Origin of the sequence: Actinomyces minihominis (genome assembly GCF_900187855.1) — a bacterium.
In the GTDB taxonomy this organism is placed as follows: Bacteria; Actinomycetota; Actinomycetes; order Actinomycetales; family Actinomycetaceae; genus Scrofimicrobium; species Scrofimicrobium minihominis.
Genome location: NZ_FYEG01000002.1, coordinates 296,701 through 320,302 on the forward strand (window position 1 = coordinate 296,701; position 23,602 = coordinate 320,302).

The 23,602-nt window shown below is 61.0% G+C and carries 21 protein-coding genes; 3 read left to right on the top strand and 18 right to left on the bottom strand.

Annotated elements, in window-relative coordinates; all coding sequences use genetic code 11:
* Positions 1-36: 36 nt before the first annotated feature.
* The 18 genes from CS903_RS03440 to rimP all read right to left on the bottom strand — a co-directional run bounded on the left by CS903_RS03440 (position 37) and on the right by rimP (position 20,863).
* A complete protein-coding gene (locus CS903_RS03440) occupies positions 37-621 on the bottom strand; it encodes a GNAT family N-acetyltransferase (RefSeq protein WP_207203735.1) in 585 nt (194 codons plus the stop codon).
* On the bottom strand, positions 614-1,966 hold the full coding sequence (locus tag CS903_RS03445) for a M16 family metallopeptidase (RefSeq protein WP_242491731.1): 1,353 nt from the start codon (positions 1,964-1,966) through the stop codon (positions 614-616). The genes CS903_RS03440 and CS903_RS03445 overlap by 8 nt, the downstream gene beginning before the upstream one ends.
* A gap of 57 nt (positions 1,967-2,023) precedes the next feature.
* On the bottom strand, positions 2,024-2,530 hold the full coding sequence (locus tag CS903_RS03450; protein ID WP_099332141.1) for a hypothetical protein: 507 nt from the start codon (positions 2,528-2,530) through the stop codon (positions 2,024-2,026).
* 42 nt (positions 2,531-2,572) lie between these two features.
* Positions 2,573-3,778, bottom strand: coding sequence for a hypothetical protein (locus tag CS903_RS03455; RefSeq protein WP_129587578.1), 1,206 nt, complete (start codon positions 3,776-3,778; stop codon positions 2,573-2,575).
* 131 nt (positions 3,779-3,909) lie between these two features.
* Complete coding sequence (locus CS903_RS03460; RefSeq protein WP_099332143.1) at positions 3,910-5,748, bottom strand: cell wall-binding repeat-containing protein; 1,839 nt, start codon at positions 5,746-5,748, stop codon at positions 3,910-3,912.
* A 592-nt stretch (positions 5,749-6,340) separates the two neighbouring features.
* The gene (locus CS903_RS03465; RefSeq protein ID WP_099332144.1) at positions 6,341-8,680 is read right to left on the bottom strand and encodes a polyribonucleotide nucleotidyltransferase; all 2,340 of its coding nucleotides are present in this window, start codon (positions 8,678-8,680) and stop codon (positions 6,341-6,343) included.
* A 209-nt stretch (positions 8,681-8,889) separates the two neighbouring features.
* Positions 8,890-9,159 carry a 30S ribosomal protein S15 gene (rpsO, locus tag CS903_RS03470; RefSeq protein WP_099332145.1) on the bottom strand — a complete coding sequence of 90 codons (270 nt, stop codon included), beginning with the start codon at positions 9,157-9,159 and terminating at the stop codon, positions 8,890-8,892.
* Positions 9,160-9,339: 180 nt separating this feature from the next.
* Complete coding sequence (locus tag CS903_RS03475) at positions 9,340-9,861, bottom strand: Fe-S oxidoreductase (protein ID WP_099332146.1); 522 nt, start codon at positions 9,859-9,861, stop codon at positions 9,340-9,342.
* Entirely contained in the window at positions 9,861-11,909 is a 2,049-nt protein-coding gene (locus CS903_RS03480) for a PTS fructose transporter subunit IIABC (protein ID WP_099332147.1), read from the bottom strand. The genes CS903_RS03475 and CS903_RS03480 overlap by 1 nt, the downstream gene beginning before the upstream one ends.
* Before the next feature lie 49 nt (positions 11,910-11,958).
* A complete protein-coding gene (locus tag CS903_RS03485) occupies positions 11,959-12,912 on the bottom strand; it encodes a 1-phosphofructokinase family hexose kinase (protein WP_099332148.1) in 954 nt (317 codons plus the stop codon).
* Positions 12,913-13,021: 109 nt separating this feature from the next.
* On the bottom strand, positions 13,022-14,005 hold the full coding sequence (locus tag CS903_RS03490) for a bifunctional riboflavin kinase/FAD synthetase (RefSeq protein WP_099332149.1): 984 nt from the start codon (positions 14,003-14,005) through the stop codon (positions 13,022-13,024).
* An 80-nt stretch (positions 14,006-14,085) separates the two neighbouring features.
* Positions 14,086-14,223: a hypothetical protein gene (locus tag CS903_RS09340; protein WP_164996658.1), complete on the bottom strand. Its 138-nt coding sequence runs from the start codon at positions 14,221-14,223 to the stop codon at positions 14,086-14,088.
* Between the two features lie 72 nt (positions 14,224-14,295).
* A complete protein-coding gene (gene truB / locus CS903_RS03495) occupies positions 14,296-15,285 on the bottom strand; it encodes a tRNA pseudouridine(55) synthase TruB (RefSeq protein WP_242491732.1) in 990 nt (329 codons plus the stop codon).
* A 3-nt stretch (positions 15,286-15,288) separates the two neighbouring features.
* Complete coding sequence (gene rbfA, locus CS903_RS03500; RefSeq protein WP_099332150.1) at positions 15,289-15,783, bottom strand: 30S ribosome-binding factor RbfA; 495 nt, start codon at positions 15,781-15,783, stop codon at positions 15,289-15,291.
* 157 nt (positions 15,784-15,940) lie between these two features.
* Positions 15,941-18,832: a translation initiation factor IF-2 gene (gene infB / locus CS903_RS03505; protein WP_207203736.1), complete on the bottom strand. Its 2,892-nt coding sequence runs from the start codon at positions 18,830-18,832 to the stop codon at positions 15,941-15,943.
* Positions 18,833-18,970: 138 nt separating this feature from the next.
* Positions 18,971-19,252, bottom strand: a complete 282-nt coding sequence (locus CS903_RS03510) for a YlxR family protein (protein ID WP_099332152.1) — start codon at positions 19,250-19,252, stop codon at positions 18,971-18,973.
* Positions 19,253-19,370: 118 nt separating this feature from the next.
* Positions 19,371-20,390, bottom strand: a complete 1,020-nt coding sequence (gene nusA / locus CS903_RS03515; RefSeq protein WP_099332153.1) for a transcription termination factor NusA — start codon at positions 20,388-20,390, stop codon at positions 19,371-19,373.
* Between the two features lie 2 nt (positions 20,391-20,392).
* Positions 20,393-20,863 (bottom strand): ribosome maturation factor RimP, encoded by a 471-nt coding sequence (rimP, locus tag CS903_RS03520; protein ID WP_164996659.1) that lies wholly within the window; start codon positions 20,861-20,863, stop codon positions 20,393-20,395.
* Positions 20,864-20,969: 106 nt separating this feature from the next.
* Between rimP and CS903_RS03525 the strand changes: the two genes are divergently transcribed.
* From CS903_RS03525 to CS903_RS03535, 3 genes are all read left to right on the top strand, one after another.
* Positions 20,970-22,049, top strand: a complete 1,080-nt coding sequence (locus CS903_RS03525; RefSeq protein WP_129587580.1) for a hypothetical protein — start codon at positions 20,970-20,972, stop codon at positions 22,047-22,049.
* Entirely contained in the window at positions 22,030-22,341 is a 312-nt protein-coding gene (locus CS903_RS03530) for a hypothetical protein (RefSeq protein ID WP_099332156.1), read from the top strand. Before CS903_RS03525 ends, CS903_RS03530 begins: the two co-directional genes overlap by 20 nt.
* 84 nt (positions 22,342-22,425) lie before the next feature.
* Positions 22,426-23,529: a 5-methyltetrahydropteroyltriglutamate--homocysteine S-methyltransferase gene (locus CS903_RS03535; protein WP_099332157.1), complete on the top strand. Its 1,104-nt coding sequence runs from the start codon at positions 22,426-22,428 to the stop codon at positions 23,527-23,529.
* The last annotated feature ends 73 nt before the right edge of the window (positions 23,530-23,602 follow it).

Genomic DNA, 23,602 nt, shown 5'->3' on the forward strand with positions numbered 1-23,602 from the left:
CCACGTTGAGAGCCGGGCGCGTAACACCCCCGCTCTCTAGTCGAGGGCAGCAAACCAGAGGTGCTCGACGACCTCACCGACCCCGGTATCGGCGCCCCGGCGCACCCCCACCGGCGCAAACCCCGCCTTCCGGAAAAACCGCACCCGGTCCTGGTCTTCACCGACGATCCACACCACCATGCCCGGAACCCCCTGGGGCCGGAGGATGTCCGCGATTGCTGCGAGAAGGCGTGAGCCGTGTCCGATGCGACGGTGTGAGGGTGCGACCTCAAAAACCAGGATCTGCGCGGAACTGGTGGGGACTTCAAACGGAAGCCCCGGGACCACACTCTCGGCTTCCGCTTCGCCCTCAGAGACGGCAAATGCAGCGAACCCGACAACTTCCCCACTGTCAGTAGCAACCAGGACCCCGCGCTTTTGCTCATCCCCCAGTGCGATGGTTGAGTTCCAAGTCGCCTCGATATCCAGCTGGGACAGCTGGCCGGCAACCTGGTTACGGTACTGCTGACCCACGACGTGGGCGACCGTATCAACCAGGGCTCCCATCTGAATCTCAGTGATTGCCCCCACGTCATCAACAGTGGCAGCGCGGACGAACACCGGGGCCGACAACTCAGTCATTTGAACTCACAATCGCGCTGGATCGGACCGCCCCGAGCATCTGCCGAGCGATTTCTTGAACGTCTTCCTTCTGCACCGCATCGATTCTGGCGAGGGCGTCGGATACCGATACCAGTTCCCCGACTAGTTCAGAACGAGCCAGCCGCGACATACGGCTCGAGGGATCTTCCAGGTTGAGGGTCACACCGCCGCGAATCTGCCCCCTGGACCGCAGCAGTTCCTTGTCGGTGGGGCCGAACTCCGCCAGCTTCTCGACCTCTCCCCACATCACCTTTTCGACCTCGGCCAGGTGTCTGGGGGCGCAACCGGCGTAGAGCGCGAAGTAGCCTGCGTCCGAGTATGCCGAGGGGAAGGCGTAGGTCGAGTAGGCAAGGCCCCTCTTCTCTCGGATCTCCTGGAACAGTCGGGATGACATTCCCCCTCCCAGAAGGTTGAAAGTCACGGATGAGGCAGGCCCAGCAGGATCGAGGGCGCGCAACCACGGGCCTCCGACCAGGAGGTGTGCCTGTTCAATGTCCCTGACGATCTTGAGGTTCCGCTGGTGTGATCCCCCCGAGGCAACCATCAGGGTGCTGGGAACGCGGCGCTTCGGTTCGATTGGCTCTGCAAGTTGGGCCGCCCACGGCGAGTTCGACATGGCCTCTAGAAGCTGATCCCGGACCCTCCCGTGATCAACGTCCCCGGCCACACTAACGATCAGGTCGTCAGTGCCGTACTTCCGGTGGTAGAGGTCGCGGATCTTCTGAGCTGCCATCCCCTCAACCGAGTCCCTGGTGCCACCAATCGGTCGACCGAGCTCACTATCGCCATAGACGGCCCGCGCAAACAGCTCACCTGCAACCTCACTGGGTGAGTCGTCACTCATGGCCAGCTCATCAAGGATGACTCCGCGTTCGACCTCGACATCCTCATCCGAAATGACCGAATCGGTAACCATGTCCGTCAGGACTGGAAGCAGTTCCGGAAGGTCGTCTGCGACCATGTGCGCCCAGTAGTAGGTCGCCTCCTTGGTCGTGGCGGCATTGGATTCAGCACCCACCGCATCAAAGGCCTCCGCGATCTCAAAAGCTGAGCGCTTTGTGGTCCCCTTAAAGAGAAGATGCTCGAGGAAGTGACTGATTCCCCCCTCCCCCGGACCCTCATCTCTGGAGCCCACGGCAACCCACATACCGAGGGAAGCCGAGAGTGCCCCGGGAATCTGCTGGGTGATTAGGCGGATCCCACCCGGAAGAATCGATCTCTCGATTTCAAGGCCGGAATCCTCAATCGTTGAGGTGGAAGGCGCCCCGCCCAAGGTGAGGGTTGTCGGGGTTGCCGGGTCCACGTACTGGGGTAACGAAGGCAAAAATGCTACTTTCTACGACGGTTCTGGTTCCGGATCAAAAAGACCTTGTCCCATAGGCTACAGCGTTCCCGGAGGCAGTGGTTCCTCAGTTATCTCACTCACCTCGGCCGACACCTCCGGCAGGATCAAGTCCTGGCTTGCACCTGCAATCTCCTCGCTCTTGACACTAGGAACCGCACCGGTAAATGAAAGAACGAGGGCGATGAGTCCGGCCACAGCAATGACCCCGGAGAACCAGGCGGTGGTGCTGAAACCAACCTGGACCTGCTGTAAATCAGTGATAAGAGTCGCTAGAGAACCGAGCACGACCGCCAGGATTGAGGTACCCGTTACCCAGGCCCAGAACTTCACCGGCTGCACATTTAACAGCGCCCTCACCAGGGCCATTAGTGCAACGAGGGCGAGCGCCGGGGTCGCGATGATACAGAACACGACAACGGTCATCGGAGCGAAGTAGCCCACCGGAACATCGGGAATGTTCGATGTCGCGGAGGCGAGCAACCACGTCAGGGCCGTGACAATGAAGAGGAGGCCAAAAAGTAATGGGTCAGTGAATCTGCGCATAGGACAATACTATGGAGGTTGTGCCAACTTCACAGAGCACAGCTACTCAATGCGCTGCAGCGACCAGACGACTGCCCCGAACTCGGTTAGTTCGGGAACGCTGAGAAGGTTCCCCCCGATAATCGGCTTACTCATGCCCTGGGTGCTTCCGAGCCGAGTGGGTGCGACGTCGCCGAGCTGCCAAAGGTACATCTGAGGGTCGGAGTTGGCTGTGCCATTACCCCACGCAACCGACGCTGCAGAAGCACTAACCTCGGACCAGTCCGCTCCGGTCTCAATGGCGGCACGTAGCTGCAGGGTTGCGGCATCCAGAACAAGCAACCACGCAGGCGATTCCCCCTGGACGACCACCACAGTCACGATCTCCGAGGTGGCCACCACAGAACCAATCTGCCACCCGGCAGTAAGCACCTCCATGACCTCGGTTCCGTTGCGAACGAGGACGCCATTGTCATTGACCCAGTAGGAACCGGGTGATACCTGGTCGGCGAATGGGAGTGTGCCAGGTGCGACGACCTCAACCGCGCCCGGCTCACCCAGGGGAACCCGCAGGATCGCAGAGGCCCACTGGTCCCCAGCGGATCCGGGGATCAGCTGAGATGGCACCTTGGCCTCGTAGTAGATGTCCTGACCGTCGGTGCTGGGGGCAGCCGACCAGGAAGCGCGCGGCGCAAACCGCTCACCGTGAAGCAGGAATGCCGCCCCAAACTCTTGCACCTCACCGTTCGCTTTGTTCCACCCCACGATGCGCCAGTCATCGAAGTCGAGGGTCGGCATTGCTCCGTGTTCTCCCGCTGAGCCTTCCTTCCACAACACCCAGTCCCCATGGACAGTGGCGTCCTGTGGTTCAAAATACAGGTCGTCCGGATTGGCTCCGGACAGCCTGGCAAGCTCTCCGGTGAGTTCGGGCATCTCGGTGAACGTTCCGTCGGTTGCAATAGTGCCGAGGACGGTGGGGACCTGGGCTAGGTCGGTGATCTCAATCCCGAGCTGAGGTCTGAGCTGAGCGCCAAGTACGGCCTCATCATCAAGTACAGCTCGCACCGATGGGCCGGGAAGCCCGCCGTCTCCGGTGGCTGTCACCCCGAGTTCTGTCAGTTTATGCAGTTCCCCGGGGGCAACGGCATCAACGGCTCGAACTATCTCAACCTGACCGGCGGAGCCTGGAGCCAGGTTGAGTTCAAAGGGAACTCCCGGAACCTGAACTGCCTTCAGCGCAGCTGTCTGACTACCTGATGACTGGGGCACCGTAGAAGACTGTGCGGGTTGTGTTTCCTCTGATAAAAGGCCAACATCTGGGGAAAGCGACGTGGTACAACCGGTGGTGACCACCGCCAGCACGAGCATCCCAATCATCGGCAGAGATGGACGAAATTCCATCAGTAGTAGATTCCGAACGACTGCAAGAAGCCGGTGAAGGCACCCAGTTTGTACTTGAAACTAGGCTGGGAAGCCGCGTAAAAGTGTGAAGCCGGGTCCAGGGCGATCAGCGTGTCCGTGGCCGGATTATAACCCTCAACCGGCATCAAGTGACTGAACGTTGAGTTGGCGGGGTGCCCGTTGTAATGGACGCCTCCTGACCACTCTTGCGTGTCAACAACGACCGGCCGTCCCGTAGTGGTGAAACTCTTCGTCACCACAGACCGGAAGATTGTGGAACTCGGGGCTGCATGCTGGACGTAGGAGTTCTTCCCCATCCACTGGTTGAGTCCACGAGACATTGCCTGGGCCACCCAGGCGGTGCGCCCGTAGCGGTTAGTCATCAGGTAGGCATCCTTGGCCAGGTTCTGCTGGTTGAGGGCGAGTCCACTGGGTGAGCGTGGGTAACCTAGTCGGCTAAGAATCATCTCTCCGGTTGCAGGACCGCAGTAGTAGCCGTTGATCTGATTGCGGTGGGACATCCCGAACCGGTAGAAACCTTCCGATTGGCTGACCACGGAAGGGAGCACCGGACAGGTCTTGGTCACTGCACCCTCAGAGATAGCCACGGAACCACCTGTGACCAGGACATAGGTCTGCGATGCTGCAGCAGCCGCCACCGTCTTTGGCCTGCACTCTTTCTGAGTCAGGAGGATGGGGGCGTCGTAGGCCTTGGAAGCGGGCACGGAAGCCATGGCATCCGGGAAGGTCACCCCTGTGGCATAGATTATTGATGTCCGTCGCTCGCTCCAATAGTGCTGTGCGACCGCCGCCGAGGTGGCGTAGCGATCTCTCCCAGAAAGGAGCACCGGTGAGGTTCCCGCAGCGGAGGTGATTCGGTTCAAGTTGGAGGCGGACCAGGTTCCGCCGACAATCGTCACTGCCGAGGGCATGAGTCGACTAAGGGCCTGCTCAACCACCGGGCTGCTCACGAACCCGTTGGTGAGGAGTACGGGGCCTCCCCCACCATTCTTGGCTGAGGCCGAGGAAGCTACCAGCGCGTCCGGGAAGTCGGTACCCGTGGCAATCATTGCCCCGGAACCGACCGGGAACTTGGCGGCAATGGCCTCTGCCGTTTGGAAGCGGTTCGTGCCCGCAAGGCGCTCCACTCTGGGTGCCAGTCCCTTGAGGACTTGGATCACCGAGTCTGAGATGACCAGGTTGCCCCCCGCCACGTAAATCACTGAGGGCTGGAGCCTCTTGATCTCATTCACTACTGAAGTGGGAACCGTGTTCGTCATGGTGAGAAGAAGCGGGCCCCCCATGTAGGACGCCAGCGCGCCGAGCGTCAGTCCGTCAGAAAACGAACCACCCGAGGCAATGAAGACTGCCGGGGCCGTCGAGGTCCCGGGGAAAAGGCGCTGCGAGAGATTGACTGCAGTACTGTAGCGGTTCTGACCACCCGCCCGGGAAATGCCACGGGCCAGGGGCGTTGCACCGGTGAACTCGCCTCTGGCTACAGTGCCGGGAAGTTCCCCCTCGGCTTCCTCTAAGGGAAGCTCAGCCTCAACCTCCTCTAAGAGCCCACTCTCCGGCTCCCCTCCCCCAGGCTCTTCTTCCGGGTCCCCCTCGATCCCATCTTCGGGAGCCAGGTCCCCCTCGATCCCATCTTCAGGAGCCGGGTCCCCCTCACCCCCCGCTACTTCTTCTTCATCCGGTAGCGGTTTCTCTTGGCTGGTTCCCTCTTCAGTGGACAACATTGGATCAGGTAGTGGAGCGGCCTGTCCTCCAACCCCAGTGAGGCCGAGTGTGACTGCAAGCAGGGGTGCCAGCGTCATATGGGTGACTTTGAGCTTCATTGACAAGGTGCGTGCTCCATTCCACAGTGCAACTCCCTCTTCTTAGACACACCAACCTCCATCAGTCAGTGACCAGCAAAAGGGTCCAGTTCACTCACAAGCAATGTAAGCCCCAGCACCACGCCTAACTCTCTGTTCAGCCACCTGAACCTTCCTGAGGACGGGACTGCTGTACGTTTAGGCGACACTTGTTATTACGCTGCTTGTGCAGTGTGTGTATTCATTCTTAGTTCGAAGTCGATGGGTGTCAATTTGCCGAGTCGGGCTTGTCGGCGTCTGCGTTGGTAGGTGCGTTCACAGCGAGGCCGGCTTTCAGGCAGATGTCGATGGAAGATCCCATGATCCGCCCCGAGTAAGCGTCCTTGATGGCGCAAAGGTCATCATGAGCTGGCGATCCAGGCTTGTTACCGTTCTTGCGCTTCTTCTTACCAAAGACGGACCAGCACCCGACAGTGCTTCTTACTTCGGGTGGAAAGCAGTGACACCCCGGTGCTATGCCCGATTTCTCGGGGTCTCTCGCACCGGGGTGTCACCCAGATTTTATCTCAAGCCCGTCCTTTTAGAAGAACCTGAGGTGAGTCAACGTCAGACCCTAGCCCTCCTGGCCCTCACCGTCATTACGACGGCGGCGGTTGCGCTGACGGGGACGACGAGGACGGTCATCGCCCTTGTCTTCACCTTCACGCTTGTCTGACGCGGGGGCTTCAGCTGCCTCGGCACCCTCGTCCTCAACAACTGCGTGCAGCGAGAGCTTGCCACGATCGTCGATCTCAGCAATCTCAACTTCAACCTTCTGACCAACCTGGAGGACGTCCTCAACGTTCTCCACACGCTTACCACCGACGAGGCGGCGGATCTGCGAGATGTGCAGGAGGCCGTCCTTGCCCGGGCTGAGGGAGATGAATGCGCCGAAGGAAGTCGTCTTGACGACGGTGCCCACGAAGCGCTCCCCAACCTCTGGCATCTGCGGGTTAGCGATCTGGTTGACCATGGTTCGGGCGGCCTCAGCGGCCTCACCGGAAGCAGCGCCGATGTAGACAGTGCCGTCGTCCTCAATGGTCAGATCCGCACCGGTGTCCTCCTGGATCTGGTTGATCATCTTGCCCTTCGGGCCAATGACCTCACCGATCTTGTCAACAGGAACCTTGACGGTGATGATTCGCGGAGCGGTCATCGCCATCTCGTCGGGGGTGTCGATGGCCTGGTTCATGACATCCAGGATGGCAAGACGCGCATCACGTGCCTGTCCCAGGGCGGAAACCAGCAGGTCGGAGTCAATTCCGTCCAGCTTGGTGTCGAGCTGCAGCGCGGTGATGAACTCGGAGGTACCTGCAACCTTGAAGTCCATGTCGCCGAAGCCATCTTCTGCACCGAGGATGTCGGTCAGGGTGACCGCACGCTCTTCGCCGTCAACCATGCCAGTCATCAGACCCATGGCGATACCTGCAACTGGTGCGCGCAGTGGCACACCGGCCTGCAGCATCGACAGGGTTGAAGCACAGACGGAGCCCATTGAGGTCGAGCCGTTAGAGCCCAGCGCCTCGGAGACCTGGCGGATGGCGTAGGGGAAGTCCTCACGCGAGGGAAGAACGGGACGCAGCGCACGCTCAGCAAGGTCACCGTGGCCGATTTCGCGGCGCTTCGGTGAGCCCACCCGGCCGGTTTCACCGGTCGAGAAGGGCGGGAAGTTGTACTGGTGCATGTAGCGCTTGCGCGTCTGGGGACTCAGGTTGTCGAGCTGCTGCTCCATGCGGAGCATGGCCAGGGTCGTGACCCCGAGAATCTGGGTTTCGCCACGCTCGAACAGGGCGGAGCCGTGGACGCGGGGAAGAACCTCGACCTCGGCACCAAGGGAACGGATCTCGGTGGGGGTACGGCCGTCCATACGAACGCCGTCACGCAGGGTGCGGTTGCGGATTGTTTCCTTCTCAAGGCTGCGGAATGCTGCCTTGAGGGCCTTTTCCGAGCCGGGGAATGCCTCTGACGCCTCAAGCAGGGCCTGGGCCTTGACTGCGTCAACCGCATCCATGCGGGCAAGCTTGCCCTCGGTCAGCAGAGCCGCGGCGAGCTTGTCGCCGACAGCCTTCTCAACGGCTGCGAACTCTTCGTCGGTGTAGTCGAAGAAGAGAGGGAACTCAACGGTTTCCTTCGAAGCCTTGGCAGCAACCTCAAGCTGGGCCTCGCAGAGAGCGCGGAGGAAGGGCTTGGCAGCCTCAAGACCACTGGCAACGACCTCTTCGGTCGGCTTCTGGGCGCCGGCCTGGATTAGCTCCCACTGGTTGTCGCCGCCGCCGGCCTCAACCATCATGATGGCGATGTCGGAGGTGCCGTCTTCCTTCTCTACGATGCGACCGGAGACAACCATGTTGAACACGGAGTTCTCAAGTTCGCTGTAGCGAGGGAATGCCACCCACTGGCCGTCGATCAGCGCGAGGCGGGTGCCTGCGATCGGGCCGGTGAAGGGCAGGCCTGCGATCTGGGTCGACATCGATGCGGCGTTGATAGCCACGACGTCGTAGGCGTCATCGGGGTTGACTGCGAGGACGGTCTCAACTACCTGGACCTCGTTGCGTAGGCCCTTGACGAAGCCGGGGCGCAGGGGGCGGTCGATGAGGCGGCAGGCCAGAATGGCCTCCGTACCCGGACGGCCTTCGCGGCGGAAGAACGAACCCGGGATGCGACCGATGGCGTACTGGCGCTCTTCAACATCCACCGTCAGGGGGAAGAAGTCGAACTGGTCCTTCGGGGTCTTCCCGGCCGTGGTAGCCGAAAGGATGGTGGTCTCTTCGTCCAGGTAGACAACGGCGGAGCCTGCTGCCTGGAGGGCGAGACGACCGGTTTCGAAGCGCACGGTGCGCTTGCCGAAACGGCCGTTATCAATAACTGCTTCTGCAGTAACCACTTCACGTGGCTTAAGTGTCACTTCGGACATGGTTTCCTTTTCAGTTGGAGCCCGCTGTCGTCGGCCTTCGATCGAAGCCCACGGAACCCACTGCTCCGTAAGCCACTGTCGAAAACCGCACCAATCAGCGGTGACTCAGTTTTCTTTTCGAGATTTACTCGTTGTTTCAGGATATTGGATTTTCAATGCCCTGATAGATGTTCGGCCCGCATCCAGTAAGGAAGCGGGCCGAATGAAAGCTATCGACGCAGGCCGAGACGTTCAATCAGACTGCGGTAACGCTCCACGTCAATACCCTGGAGGTAGTCGAGCAGGTGGCGACGGCGGCCAACCATCAGCATCAGACCACGACGCGAGTTGTGATCGTGCTTGTGGAACTTCGAGTGTTCGGTCAGTTCCTTAATGCGCTCAGTCAGCAGTGCGACCTGTACTTCAGGTGAGCCCGTGTCGCCCTCGTGCGTCGCGTATTCCTTGACGATTGCTTCTTTTTGATCCTTTGACAGCGCCATGAGCACTCACTTTCTTTTCTGGTCGTTGCACGGAGCGTCTGGGCCGGTATACCCAGGCAGACAAGCCGTGGCCGATCGAACGGCAGGGACCAGACTACCAGTGCCACCACTCGACTCCCAGTGCCTGCGCCGGTTATCACTGGTGAAACCGGTGAGATGCGGCACCCCGGGTGTCACCCCTCACAGAGAAGCCACCCCCTGCGCTCTTCCCGATCTCAGGTACCCACCATCCTCCAGTCCGGCCTCAACCTCAAACCAGTTGCGGTGTGCGGACCTTCCGGAAATGGCGTACAGCAGTGGAAACCACGGTCCATAGCGCCTCCACTGCGCGACATGGCGCTTCTCATGGACGAGGACGGAGCGCGAGAAACTGGTGCCGGTGAGAAAGACTCGACCCAGGCAGATACCGCCGCGCGGATAGGCCCAACCGGGAAGGCGTGAGGCGATCACCAGGTCGTCATCTCGCAGAAAACGCACCCCGGGAAAGAAGGCTGCGTAACCCACGGCAACGGCTGAGATAACCTCCGTGGTGATCTCACCGATACCCCTGTCGAAGAGAAAGCGACCCGCCAGCTCCTGGGCACGGAGTAGCCCCCGTGGGCCCGGGTGGGCGGGCTGCCACGGGGAGCGAACCGGAACCGGCTGTGCCGCACTCTGGGAGAGGACGCCCCAGCCGGACCCTAATCGTTTGGTGAAGCCCACTAGGCTCCCACCGGGTCTGCCGAAGCGCTCCTCTGCGCCGCGACCTGCTTCAAAACGGTGACCACCAGGGCTGCGACCAGGGTTCCCGCGACGATTGCGAGAGCAAAACCCCAGAACGGCTGGATGGCAAAGAAAACGAAGACGCCTCCGTGAGGCGCCCTCGAGCCCACGCCAAAAGCCATGATCAGCGCACCCGTCACAGCTCCCCCGGTCATGATTGAGGGAATGACCCGGAAGGGGTCAGCCGCCGCGAATGGAATGGCCCCCTCGGAGATGAAAGCGGCTCCGAGCAGCCAGGCAGTAACGCCATTCTCGCGCTCTGCCTGGGTGTAAAGGCCGGGTCGAACGGCTGTTGAAAGGGCCATGGCAAGGGGTGGGACCATTCCGGCTGCCATCACCGCCGCCATGATCATGAAGGCCGCGTCGGTCTGAGCAGCAAGCCCGGTTGTGGCAAACAGGTAGGCCGCTTTGTTGACCGGTCCCCCCATGTCGAAACACATCATGAGGCCGAGGATGATGCCGAGAATGATTGCACCCGACCCCTCAGACAGCGAGGTGAGGCCATTGGTGAGGCCGATCATCAGGGCTTCGAGTGGCCTTCCCAGCAACATCAGCATGAGACCACCCACGAGGGCAGTCGTGAGGAGAGGGATGATGACAACCGGCATCAGACCCGCGAGCCACCTGGGTGGCCTCAGGCTCGCGAGCCAGTAGGCAACCAGACCCGCCAGCATGCCGGTGATAAGACCGCCGATGAAGCCCGCCCCGACGAAGACTGAGATAGCACCCCCAATGAACCCTGGGGCAATTCCGGGCCTTCCCGCTATCCCAAAGGAAATGTAGCCGGACAGGGCGGCGACCAGGAAACCCATGCCCGCCTGCCCGAGGACGAGCAGCACAGACCCTATGTACAAGAGAAAACCATTCCGGGCGAGGAGGTCGGTCCCCACCTCCCCTGACACCGCATCAACATCGGGCAGGTTCCACAGGGCGTAGTTACGGACGACAAGATCGCCGGCATCCGTGACGTTGTATCCCCCGAACAGGAAGGCGAGGGCGATGAGCAGGCCACCGGCGGCAACAAACGGGATCATGTAGGAAACGCCGGTCATCAGCGCCTGCTGGATCCGCTTGGGCCACGAGGTCGTGGGCACTTTCATCCCCTCGTGAGGATCTCTTCCAACCTCCCTTACCCGCTCAGCATTAGGGTCGCTCACCGCAGCCACCGCCTCGGCGATCATCTTGGCGCCCTCACCACGGTTCATCGGCCTCTTTACGCTGGACTCAATGACGGGCTTCCCAACGAAACGCTCCCGACCTGAGATATTCACGTCGGCGGCGATAATCACAGCATCCGCCCTCTTCAGCTGTTCGGGGGTAAACGGCTCTACCCCACCGGAACCCTGCGTCTCAACGAACAGTTGCACTCCCGCTTCCTTGGCAGCCTGCTCCAGGGCCTCAGCTGCCATGTAGGTGTGGGCGATTCCTGTGGGACAGGAGGTGACGGCCAACAGGACAGGGGCGTCGGCTGGAACCTCTTCCACACCCCCTGTGTGGCGGGCGACCTTCGTCTGCGCTGTCACCACCTGCTCCTGACTGGGCTCTACCACGCCCATAATCAGCGCGGACACCTCTTCCGGTGACCGGGCTGCCCTCAGCGAAGCAACGAACTCTTTTCGAATCAGGGCGCGCGAGAGCTTGGCCAGAAGCTTCATGTGTTGGGAGCCCGACTCATCAGGAGCCGCAATTCCGATAACGAGGTCGGCCGGACCATCTTTGGCTCCGAAATCAACCGGCTCGGCGAGGCGGATAAAACCGAGCGAAGCAACCTTGACAGCATCGGTTCGGCAGTGAGGAATCGCAATCCCACCGGGCATTCCGGTGGGGAACTGGGCCTCACGATCCTCCATCGCCTGCTTAAGACCGGCCTCTTCAGCCCGTCCCGTAGCCGCAATCACCGAGGCCATTTTGGCAATGACATCGTGCTTGTCACCGGAGACAGACACATCGAGACGGACTAGGTCCGGAATGATCAGTTGGTCCTCCATGCCTGCAACCCCCTTCGTGTCTAAATGTGATGACCGCCCGGATGGGAGATCAAATCCGTCTCACAGCCGCAGTATTTGGCAAGACCTGAGACGGAAGCGGAATAGTGGTACCCGGTAAGGACACGGCAGTTGATCCGTAGGCAACTGCAAGTGCCAGGCACTCTGCCGGCGGAAGCCCCTCCTCCCGGGCAATCAGGTATCCGGCAGTCGCAGAGTCGCCTGCCCCCACGGTTGAGACAACATCTACCCTCGGTGAGGGCGAGAACCACACGCCCTCTTCAGTCGCAAGGATGGCCCCGGCACCACCGAGAGTCACCAGTACCTCACCCACCCCCTGGGACCGCAGGGCGAGCGCGGCGTCACGGGCAGGCTCCAGGTCCCCCCTTTCAGCAAACCTCTCAATCTCAACCCCATCACGGCCGGTCAGCTGACCCAGTTCAAGACCATTGGGCTTGAGGAAGTCGGGGGCGGCATCAGCAAAGTTCTCAGCCAACGCCACCAGGGATGCATCTGAGGTATCCACCCCCACCCACACCCCGAGGGGGCGCAGTTTACGGATCAGTCGTGAGTACTCATCAACCGGGAAACCTGGCGCCAGCGAACCGGAAAGCATCACCGTATCCCCGGCTTGAACCGCATTGATTAGGGCGTCATCGACCGCCTCAACCTCCCGGGTTGAGAGTCGCTCCCCCGCCTCATTGATCTTGGTTGTCTCTCCGTCACCCAAGATTGTCAGGTTGGTTCGGACCCGACCTCTGACCGGAATCGATTGAAACGCCAGCCCTTCCTCTTTAAGCAGGGCAACCAGCCTGTCTGAGGAGTTGGCCGGCAGAAGCGCAAGTACGGGAACTCCGGCTGCCATCACCCCGAAGGCCACATTGACTCCCTTACCACCGGGCTGGGTGGCATCAGAGTCAATCCGGTGCACTGCTCCCGGAGTAAGTGCAGAGCCGAGGGTGACGGTCCGATCCAGAGATGGGTTCGCAGTCAGAGTGATTATCAAGGCGCCCCCTCACGGTCACTACCGGACTCACACATCGCCCAAGCGGCACGGTTTGACCCCCCAGCTTAGAGCAAAGCAGTGAGCTACACCACTGGTTGGGCCTGAGGGTTCAGAGACCCGCGGTCACTTTCGCGGGATCAACGCGGGTGGCACTGCGCGCTCCGAGAATCGCCGCTGTCGCGAGCAGGTCCTGGTCCATTTGCGAAAGGAGGTCATCGACCGAGTTGAACAGCATCATCGGACGCAGTCTCTTCACAAACACCACGGTGACTTCTTCACCATAGAGGTTGAGGTCGGTGCGGCCGAGCACGTGGGCCTCAACAGTCCTTGAGGTCCCCTGAAACTGCGGGTTACTTCCCACCGATATTGCCGCCGGGAGGAACTCTTGGCTATGCCCCACATCCCGCACCAGCCACCCGGCATAAACTCCGTCAGCGGGGACAAGCTGGCCGGCAACGGCGAGGTTAGCGGTTGGAAAGCCCAGCGCCCTCCCCCGCTTAGCGCCGTGAACGACGCAGCCGTTGACCCTCGGAAAACGACCCAGGACCCGGCTGGCTTCCTCAACATTGCCCTCTGCCATCAACTCCCGAACCCATGAGGAAGACCAGCGCCGACCTGACGGGGCTTCCACATCGGTGACCATGGAGACATCAAAGCCGTACTGGCGACCGTACTCTCGTAGCGTCTCAACATCGCCGCTGTTCCCGCGACCAAAGCGAAAGTCTTCACCAACGACGACCTCGACGGCTCCCAGACGTTCTACCAGGTAGTTCACGACAAAGTCTTCTGGACTGAGCATGTACAGATCAGGGGAATAGTTCGCCACGAAAACCGCGTCGACCCCGGCAATAGCCATGGCGTCGAGCCTGTCTTCGAGGGTCGCAATGAGTTCGAGAGGTTCACCCGGGCGATGCACCGACCTCGGATGTGGATCGAAAGTGAGCGCCACCGAGGGGAAGCCGCGCTTGCGGGCCCGTTCGACACAGGTCCCCACCACACGGGAGTGCCCCTGGTGCATTCCGTCGAAGTTGCCGATCGTGACCACAGACCTCTGATTGCCTGGAACTTCGTGAAGACTGCGCCAGATCTGCACCGGTCCTACTTTCAATAGTTTGCCCCGCCATGTCACAGGCGGGGCTCTCTAGGTTCGATGGGTCAGCAGACCCGAGACTGCTACTTGTTGCTGCGGAGGCCCAGGTTGATGCGGCCTTCGTTGTCGACGGGTTGTCCTTCGCGCCCCTTCTTGCCGCCCCCACCACATCCGCAGCCGCCGCAGCCACAGCCGCCAGACTTGCGCTCTTCCTCAGCCATCAGGCCCTCTCTTTCCCGTGTGTTGCAACCAGAAACCCGTGAAGGTTACCAGCCGTGTCTTCGCGACGGCCACTAGACCGCAGCGAAGACAGTTACTGTTCTGAGTTCAAGACTAGTCGGTTCGGCCAGCTCCACCAGTCCCAAGACCGTGTCCCTACTCTCCTCGGAGACCAGGGCCCGAATCAGGGGAAACTTCGGGTTGCCTGAACCTGCGTCTCCGTAATCCACCACATCCTCGGGTCGGGGGGCTTGGCCGTGGCGGAACCTCTCCCTGGCCCGCCCTGTCACCACGACCGTGGGAAACAGGGTTTGAGCGGCTGTGCTCAGAGGGATGACCGGCAGGGGCTCATCCCTCTCACGCAGTTCAAAGAGGCTCTCCAAAGAGTGGCACTGACCAATGTCCCACGGCCCGTTAGAGGTCCTCCGCAACGCGGTGAGGTGTCCCCCAACACCCAGGTCAGCTCCGATATCACGCGCGAGAGCCCGAATATAGGTCCCGGAAGAGCACCGGACTTCAATGTCGAAGTCAACCACGGGAACCATTTTCCCGTCATCATTGACAGCAACCTGGGTGATTCGTGGGGCACCCAGGATCACCAGGCGATGGATAGTGACCGGGCGGGGCGGAATAACCACCTCTTCCCCATCCCGCACCAGGGCGTGGGCCCGCTTGCCACCGATCTTGATGGCGCTGACCCTGGTGGGGACCTGCATGATGTCACCCCGGTAGTCTGCGACTGCCCGTTCAAGATCCAGCCCCGTCAGCGGTGGACACCCCGGGGACGCTATCACCTCGCCCTCGGCGTCATCGGAAACTGTCGTAACTCCCAGCCGCACCGTCCCCAGGTAGGTCTTGGGGGCCCCGGTGACGTACTGCAGCAGTTTCGTTCCCCCGTTGATACCGAGGACGAGGACGCCCGTAGCCATGGGGTCGAGGGTTCCGGCGTGGCCCACCCTGCGGGTCCCCGCAAGCCTGCGTCCTCGGGACACCACATCATGCGAGGTCATCCCCCCTGGTTTATCAACCAGAAGAATGCCCGCCTGCGGATTTGTTCCACTCACGGGCTAAGCTTCCTCGCCCGTCTCCTCTTCCACGTCCTCACGAAGGTCCTCGTAGACCTCTTCCTTCTCTTCTTCTACCTCGTCACCCGTGATGTAGGGGGAGGCGTCTCCGGCGTAGCTTGCCCCCTCAGCCTCCGCGGCGATTCGTGCGTCATTTTCGCGGGCGGCACGCAGGGCATCTTCGATTGAAGCGGCGGCTTCGGGAAGCGCATCCAACTGGAACTTTAGGGTTGGGGTGAGGCGGATACCGAGGGCGGCGCCGACCTCTGAACGAACCAGCCCCTTGGCGGACTCGAGGGCGCGACGACTCTTCTTCCGATCGTCCTCATCGCCCATGACGGTGTAGAAAATAGTTGCGTTCTGCAGGTCCCCCGTGACGCGCACATCAGTGATGGTAACGAAGCCGAGGCGTGGATCCTTAACCTTGCGCTCCAGGGTGCTGGCGACTGTCTCACGGATGCGCTCTGCAATACGACGCTGACGACCTTCATCTGCCATGGTGGGCTCCCCTCACAAGACTCTTCCGCAACCGCGGACTTCTACGCGAACAGCCTAGCTTCCCGTGGGCGACGGTGTGTAACCGGCAGGGGGAAACCCCCGCCGGTTACACACCGAACGGGGGTTCCTCTGCGGCTCAGCCGCCATGTTGAGCTGGTTAGGCGCGAGCCTTCTCGCGCATCTCCCAGGTCTCGATCGTGTCGCCCTCGCGAATGTCCTTGTAACCAAGGGTGATACCGCACTCAAAGCCCTCACGGACCTCGGTCACGTCATCCTTTTCACGACGCAGAGACTTGATCTCAAGGTCATCAGCAACCACGACGCCGTCACGAACCAGACGTGCCTTGGCTCCACGCTTAATGGTGCCCTTCCGCACAAGAGATCCTGCGATGTTGCCGAACTTGCCAGAGCGGAAGACCTGCATGATCTCTGCCGCGCCGATGTCGACCGACTCGTAGATCGGCTTGAGCATGCCCTTCATGGCATCCTCAATCTCTTCCAGTGCGCGGTAGATGACCGAGTAGTACTTGATCTCGACACCCTCGGACTCTGCCAGTTCCTGAACGCGTTCCGCCGGGCGGACGTTGAACGCGATGATAACCGCGTTGTCGACCGTCGCCAGGTTGACATCGTTCTGGGTAACTGCGCCGACGCCGCGGTGAATGACACGCAGTGCGACATCTTCACCGACATCCAGCTTGAGCAGTGAGTCTTCCAGTGCTTCGACAGCACCGGCCACGTCACCCTTGAGGATGAGGTTGAGAGTATCAACCTTTCCTTCCTTAAGAACACGGTCGAAGTCTTCCAGTGTGACGCGCTTACGACGACGAGCCAGCATGGCCTGCCGTTCAGCAGCCTCACGCTTGGAAGCAATCTGCCGCGCGGTCCGGTCGTCGGGAGCCACCAGGAAGGTGTCACCAGCACGAGGTACTGAAGTCAGACCGATCATGAGGACAGGACGAGCAGGTCCAGCCTCTTCAACGGACTCACCGTGCTCATCAAACATTGCTCGAACGCGACCGTACGAAGAACCAACCACAACGGCATCGCCGACGCGGAGGGTACCGCGCTGGACCAGCATGGTGACAACCGCACCGCGGCCCTTGTCCAGGTTCGCTTCAATCGCAACACCACGCGCCTCTGCATGAGGGTTGGCGGTGAGGTCGAGCGTGGCGTCTGCCGTCAGCAGGACAGCTTCGAGAAGCTTGTCGATGTTGAGGTTTTCGCGCGCTGAGACGTCGACGAACATGACGTCGCCACCGAACTCTTCAGCAACCAGTCCGTATTCGGTGAGCTGGCCGCGAATCTTATCCGGGTTCGCCTCTGGCTTATCAATCTTGTTGACGGCCACGACGATCGGAACCCCGGCAGCCTGCGCGTGGTTGATCGCCTCAACCGTCTGCGGCATGACACCGTCATCCGCCGCGACAACGAGGATCGCGAGGTCGGTTACCTGGGCGCCACGGGCACGCATAGCCGTGAAGGCTTCGTGACCCGGGGTGTCCAGGAACGTGATGGGACGGTCGCCGCCCTCGGACGCCACCAGGACCTGGTAGGCACCGATGTGCTGGGTGATGCCACCGTGCTCACCGGCAATAACGTCGGTGTGACGGATAGCGTCAAGGAGCCTGGTCTTACCGTGGTCAACGTGACCCATGACGGTGACAACCGGTGAGCGTGCCTCGAGGTTTTCCGCGTCCTCAAGGCTTTCGGCCTCAAAGGAGATATCGAAGGACTCGAGGAGCTCGCGGTCCTCATCCTCGGGGGAAACGACGTTGACGCGGTAACCGAGCTCTGCACCGAGGACCTCAAACGTGTCCTGGTCCAGCGACTGGGTTGCCGTTGCCATCTCTCCGAGGTGGAACAGAATCGCCACGAGGTCTGCCGGGTTGACATTGATCTTTTCGGCGAAGTCAGCAAGTGATGCACCCTGGCGAATCTGTACCTCTGTGTCGTTACCACGGGGTACCGAAACACCGCCGATTGCGGGCGCTGACTGCTGCTCGAACTCTTGACGCTTGGCGCGCTTGGACTTGCGCCCCTTCTGGCTGCGGCCCCCACCACGGCCAAAGGCACCCGGTGCTGCTCCGCGGCCACCACCGCGACCACCGCGGGGAGGAGCTGAGAAACCACCTGGAGCCTGACCGGGAGTGCCGGCACCGGCGCCACCGCCGCCGAATCGGCTGCCACCTGGGCGCTGAGCGCCTCCCGGGCGACCACGGCCGCCACCACCGGGACGCGTCGAGCCCGCGGGCTCATTGCGCTGGAAGGAAGCGGAACCGGGCATCATGGCCGGGTTGGGACGGGGGCCGCCACCGGGACGAGGCGCAGCGTTCGCGCCACCTGCCGGACGGGGAGCCCCTGGGCGAGGAGCACCGGAACGCGGAGCACCGGAACGCGGAGCACCTTGACGGGGTCCTCCGGGTCGGGGCATGCCCTGGCTCGAAGCGTAGGGGTTGTTACCGGGGCGCGGACCACGCGGACGGGGTCCGGCTCCACCGCCACCACCCGGGCGGGGCGCACCGGGACGAGGAGCGCCGGGCCGAGGCGCCGGAGCCGAGGGCCTGGAGCCTTCATCGCGCGGGCCTGAAGGCTTCGAAGGAGCGGCCGAACCCGGGGTAGGCGCAGGCCTAGCCGGGGGCTTCGGGGTCGACCTAGTCGCGGCGGTCTCCTCACGGAAAACGGGCTTGGACGAAGCGGGGGCCGGCTTGACAGGCGCGGAAGCGACAGGCTTGACCGGTTCTGGCGTCGGAGTCGCAGCGGCGCGTGGCTTGGGAGCCGCAGGGCGGGCGGGACCCGGAACTGGTGCCGCCGGGGCTGGAGCTGCGGACTTCGCAGCTGGTTTCTTGGGTGCGGCGGGTGCCGCGGCTTTCGCCGGGGCTGCCGGCGCCGATTTCGCCTTTGCAGAGTGCTCCTCTTGCATTTGGCGAACGATAGGGGCCTCAACCATTGATGAGGCAGACTTGACGAACTCTCCGCGAGCCGTCAGTTCTTCCCTGAGTTCCTTACTGGTGATGCCGAGCTCTTTCGCGAGCTCGTGTACGCGCATCCTTGGCACAAATTCTCCTCTTCGGGTCCATTCCCAAAAAAGAGAATGAACGACTAATCCTGCTGGCAGCTCATCGCTGGGTACTCATCGGGTGCCCATCAGCTTCCAACCCGCTTCCGTGTCTGTGAGGACAAGGCCTCATCCATTCGCAACAAAGAAGTCCTCTGTCTGCGTCCATGCCTGATCATTCCGGCTGTTGAACCTGAGTGATCGAGCGAGACGACCTGTCGCCAGTGCTTTGCGGTAGCACCCCAAATCGGGGTGGAGCCACGCACCGCGCCCCGGAAGTCTCTTGTTTGGGTCAACAACTACCGACCCCGAATCCCTAACAAGTCGAACCAAACCTGCCTGCTCCTGCCTTTTCCCACATCCAACACAGGTGCGGATGGGAACATGGCCGGGGGCGTGTAGCTTCGTCATAAGTCTCCGCGAACAAGTCTAGTCCAGCCTCTGCCGGGCTCCACCCCCCGATACTGAGCGAAGCATCACGCCAAAAGGCCAGACCGATTTCTCGGTCTGGCCTTTCACGAAGCTTCAACTAATCGTCAACGGCATCAGCAACTGACGATCGCGATATTTCAACATCACCCTCAGCGGTGTCCGCATTGATATCGATGTGGTAGTCCGTAAGTCGAGCCGCCAGGCGGGCGTTCTGCCCATCCTTACCGATTGCGAGGCGAAGCTGGAAGTCCGGGACCACAGCCGTGGCCGTCTTGTTCAGTTTCGAGTGCACCACCACCCGTGACACACGTGCGGGTGAGAGCGCATTGGCGATGAAACGTGCCGGATCATCGGACCAGTCAACGATGTCGATCTTTTCGCCACCGAGTTCAGCCATGACGTTACGGACACGGCCCCCCATGGGACCGATACAGGCCCCCTTCGCGTTCACATCCGGACGTGCAGCGGCAACTGCAATCTTGGTGCGGTGCCCCGCTTCACGAGCCAGTGCCTTGATCTCAACCAGACCCGAGTCGATCTCTGGGACCTCCCGGCGGAACAGTCCCTGCACCAGCCCCGGGTGGGTACGCGACAGGATGATCCGGGGACCCTTGTCGGTCCTCTCTACAGAAACAACGTAGGCACGGATGCGGTCACCGTGGTTGTAGGTCTCCCCGGGAACCTTCTCGCCCTCGGGCAGGATGGCCTCAAAGTCATCGCCCAGCTGAACGATGGTGGTGTTGCGGTCCCGTCCCTGCTGGACAACGCCCGTGACAACCGTGCCTTCTTTACCGGCGTAGGTGCCAAGTACCCGTGAGTCCTCGGCCTCTCGCAGGCGCTGGGTGATGATCGACCTGGCCGTGGTGGTGGCGATCCGCCCAAAGTTTGATGGGGTGTCATCGAACTCGCCGAGGACGGTGCCGTCCTCATCCGTTTCAGTCGCGATGACAGAGGCACGTCCGGTCTTCCGGTTCACCTCAATGCGGGCCTGGTCGATTGACCCGGGCATGTTGTGGTAGGCACGCAGCAGCGCCTCCTCGATGGCCTCGACAAGGGTGTCGAGGCTTACGCCCTTTTCCTGTTCGACCATCCGCAGTGCGGTCATGTCGATTTCCATGCTTAGCCCTCTCGAGGCGTCTCCACTACGAGCTGCGCCTTCTTGACATCGTCGAAGGCAATGGTGCGCGCACCATCTGGACCTTCAACTGTGAAACCGTCGTTGTCAACAGCCGTCATCTGTCCCTGAACGTGGTCCTTGTTTTTGAGAACTACCTTCACTTCACGACCAACCGACCGGTGGTACTGGTTCAGGTTGGTCAGCTCCCGGTCAGCTCCCGGTGAGGTGACCTCAAGTGTGTAGGCGCCCTCAATGGGATCGTGCTCATCAAGTGCCCGTGAAAACTCCCGAGCCAATGAGGCAACCTGATCTGAGGACAGGTTCGCCCCGACTCTTTCTAGATCAACGGTGACCGTCAGGACCTGACTGTTACCGCTTCCCGTCAGTGCCACTGCATCAACAACCGCGTTCTGTGCCTCTGCAAGTGGGGCAAGCAGCTGTTCTACCTGGTTTTCAACACTATTGCCTGTCATTGTCGATTCTCCGATCACACCCCGGGGAAAACCCCGCCTGATTATTCCGGCCACTTGTGACCGGTGTTGAACCCATGTTACTTGCTGATCGTGGGATGATCGCACAGTGCAGTATTTCATCGCAACCAGCAGTACCACCGGGATCCTTCGCAGGCTTGCCTACCTTTCGTTCTCGGTGATTATCGCCGCCGCTTCCCTGGGGGGCTGTACCACGACACCCAGCGCAGCAGGTGCCGAAGAGGGCGAGGCTGCCGTAAGGGAACTTCCCCAGCTCACTGCCGTCCAGGAGCTTCGCAACGCCATGGCACGCACCGAGTCGGCCATCACCGAGCGAACGGGACAACTGGCCTATCTTGCCACCGAATGTGATGACTGCCAGGAGACACTCATTGCCTCCGCATCCAGTTCTGAGGCGCGCCTAAGTAGCCTGGGAGGGCTCTGGTTCCCGTGGGGAGAGTTCGAAGTACGAGAAGACGCTGACGAGTTCGTCGAACTTCCTCCGCAGGTGTCTGACGCCCCCTACACGGTCGCTCCCCTCTCCGCGTTCATGGCTGTCACTGCGCGTCAGGAACTAGAGCTGGCGGCCAGGATCACCGACGTGGAACCGGAAGAACGCCAGGCACTTGCCTCCCTCCTTTTCGGGCGCCTTACCTCTGCCTGGTCCCTTGCCAGCTGGTACGGGGTTGACCTGCCCGCAGCCATCGAGAACCTTCCCCCGGAAGCGACCAGTTCTGCTGTACCTTCGGGTCCTGCGGCAGGAACCAAGCCCTCGCAGTCTGGTGGTTTAGAGACCCCTGCCGCCAAGGTTAGGGCGGATGCGCTGGTGGGATACGACTGCGCCCGCACCGCCCTCCTCAATCAAACCAACGACGGACTGACTCAGGCTCAATCGCTGAAGATTGCCAGCGACCTCGGTGACAGGATGAAGAGGATTCTGGAGAATGATGTGATCGACGGCCGGGCACTGGTTTGCACCGTGTCTGACCGGGCGCTGACCAGCGCACTGCACACCCTCGTCCTCGCCGATCTCAACCTGATCACTTCACCTGAACTTCCCGACCGCGAGCTGGCAGCCAAGTACCTGGTGGAGGACGCCCAACTTTGGGCCCAGGTTTCCCCCATTTCAGTTCCACTAGTCTCTATGTTGAGCCTTGAGAAGGAGAATGATGAACCCCAGTCTGAATGAAGCAGAGTTAGAGTCGGTCGATGGAAACGACACCCCATTCGATCCTGGACTCCTCAGGGAGGCCACCATCTCGGGTCAGTGGAACCGAGTAGCAACGGTTGGGCTGATAGTCTCGATCGCCCTCTATCTTCTCGTCGCGCTGCTGAACGGCCCTCGCGCCTTAGAAATCATCTTCGTCCTCGTTGCATTCGTCTTCGGCCTCGGTTACATGGCCACCACTATCTGGGTGTTCTCCCTGCGGTCAGAGCGCAAGCATCTGGCCCGAAAAAACGCGGAGGGTACCGCAGAGTAGCAACTCCCCACATCGCCATCACAAGCGAGTAAACCCCCTGGGCTCGAAGCCAAGGTCCACCATCTCCGTCAGTTTAGAGAATCAGTGCTTGACATCGACTTTGACATCGTTGGCTCATTCCTACGTCCCCGGGAGATCAAAGAGGCTCGGGCGGCCTACCGTGCAGGGGCGATCTCCCCTGCTGAACTGCGGCATATCGAGGACGACGCCATCAGCGCCCTAGTGCAGCGTCAGGTTCAGTCGGGACTGAAGATGGTTACGGATGGGGAGTTTCGCAGGCGCTGGTGGCACCTGGACTGGCTTAAAGAGTTTGACGGCTTCACGACTGAGTACCTCGAGAAGGAACACAACGGAGTCGTCAACCACATTGAGTTGGGCTTTATTGACGGCAAGATTGGCTATGACCCAAACCGACCTCATCCAGAAGTTGAGGCCTTCAATTTCCTGCAGAGTGAGGCTGCCAAGTACCCGGGTGTGACCGCGAAAAAGTGTATTTCCGGTCCGAACATGATTCTGGTCGACAACTATCTACAGCTGGGCAAGAGGGTTGTCCCCCACTACGGTGACGACATTGACACGCTCATCGAGGATATTGGGACGGCATATCAGGCTGCCATTCACGACCTTTACGATCAAGGCTGCCGCTACCTGCAGATTGACGACACCTCCTGGACCTACCTGATCGATGACGCCTTCCTAGCGAAGATCAGAGCCATGGGTTACGACCAGGCTGGCGTTCTGGAATGGTTCCGACGCGTCTCGACGAAGGCTTTGGAGAGCAGGCCCGCCGATATGACGATCGCCACCCACTTCTGCAAGGGAAACTTCAAGGGGCACCCCCTTTTCGCTGGCTTCTACGACGCTGTGGCCCCCGTCGTCGCCAGCCTCCCCTACGACGGCTTCTACGTTGAGTACGACGATGAGCGTTCAGGTTCATTCGAGCCCTGGTCGATCCTCAAGGACTCGGGTAAAACGCTCGTGGTCGGCCTCATTTCCACTAAGAACCCGGGCATGGAAACGCGTGAGCAACTCCGACTTCGACTACAGGAGGCACGTGACATTGTCGGCGACAACATCGCCCTGTCTCCCCAATGCGGGTTTGCTTCGGTCGAGGAGGGTAACCTCATCAGCGAGGAAACCCAGTGGGACAAGGTCGCCCTCCTTGTTGAGAGCGCGGACCTGGTCTGAACTCGGCCTAGCGAATGTGCATCATTGCAAGTCCAACCAAGCCCAAAAGCAGTCCGAATGGGCCCAGCACAGA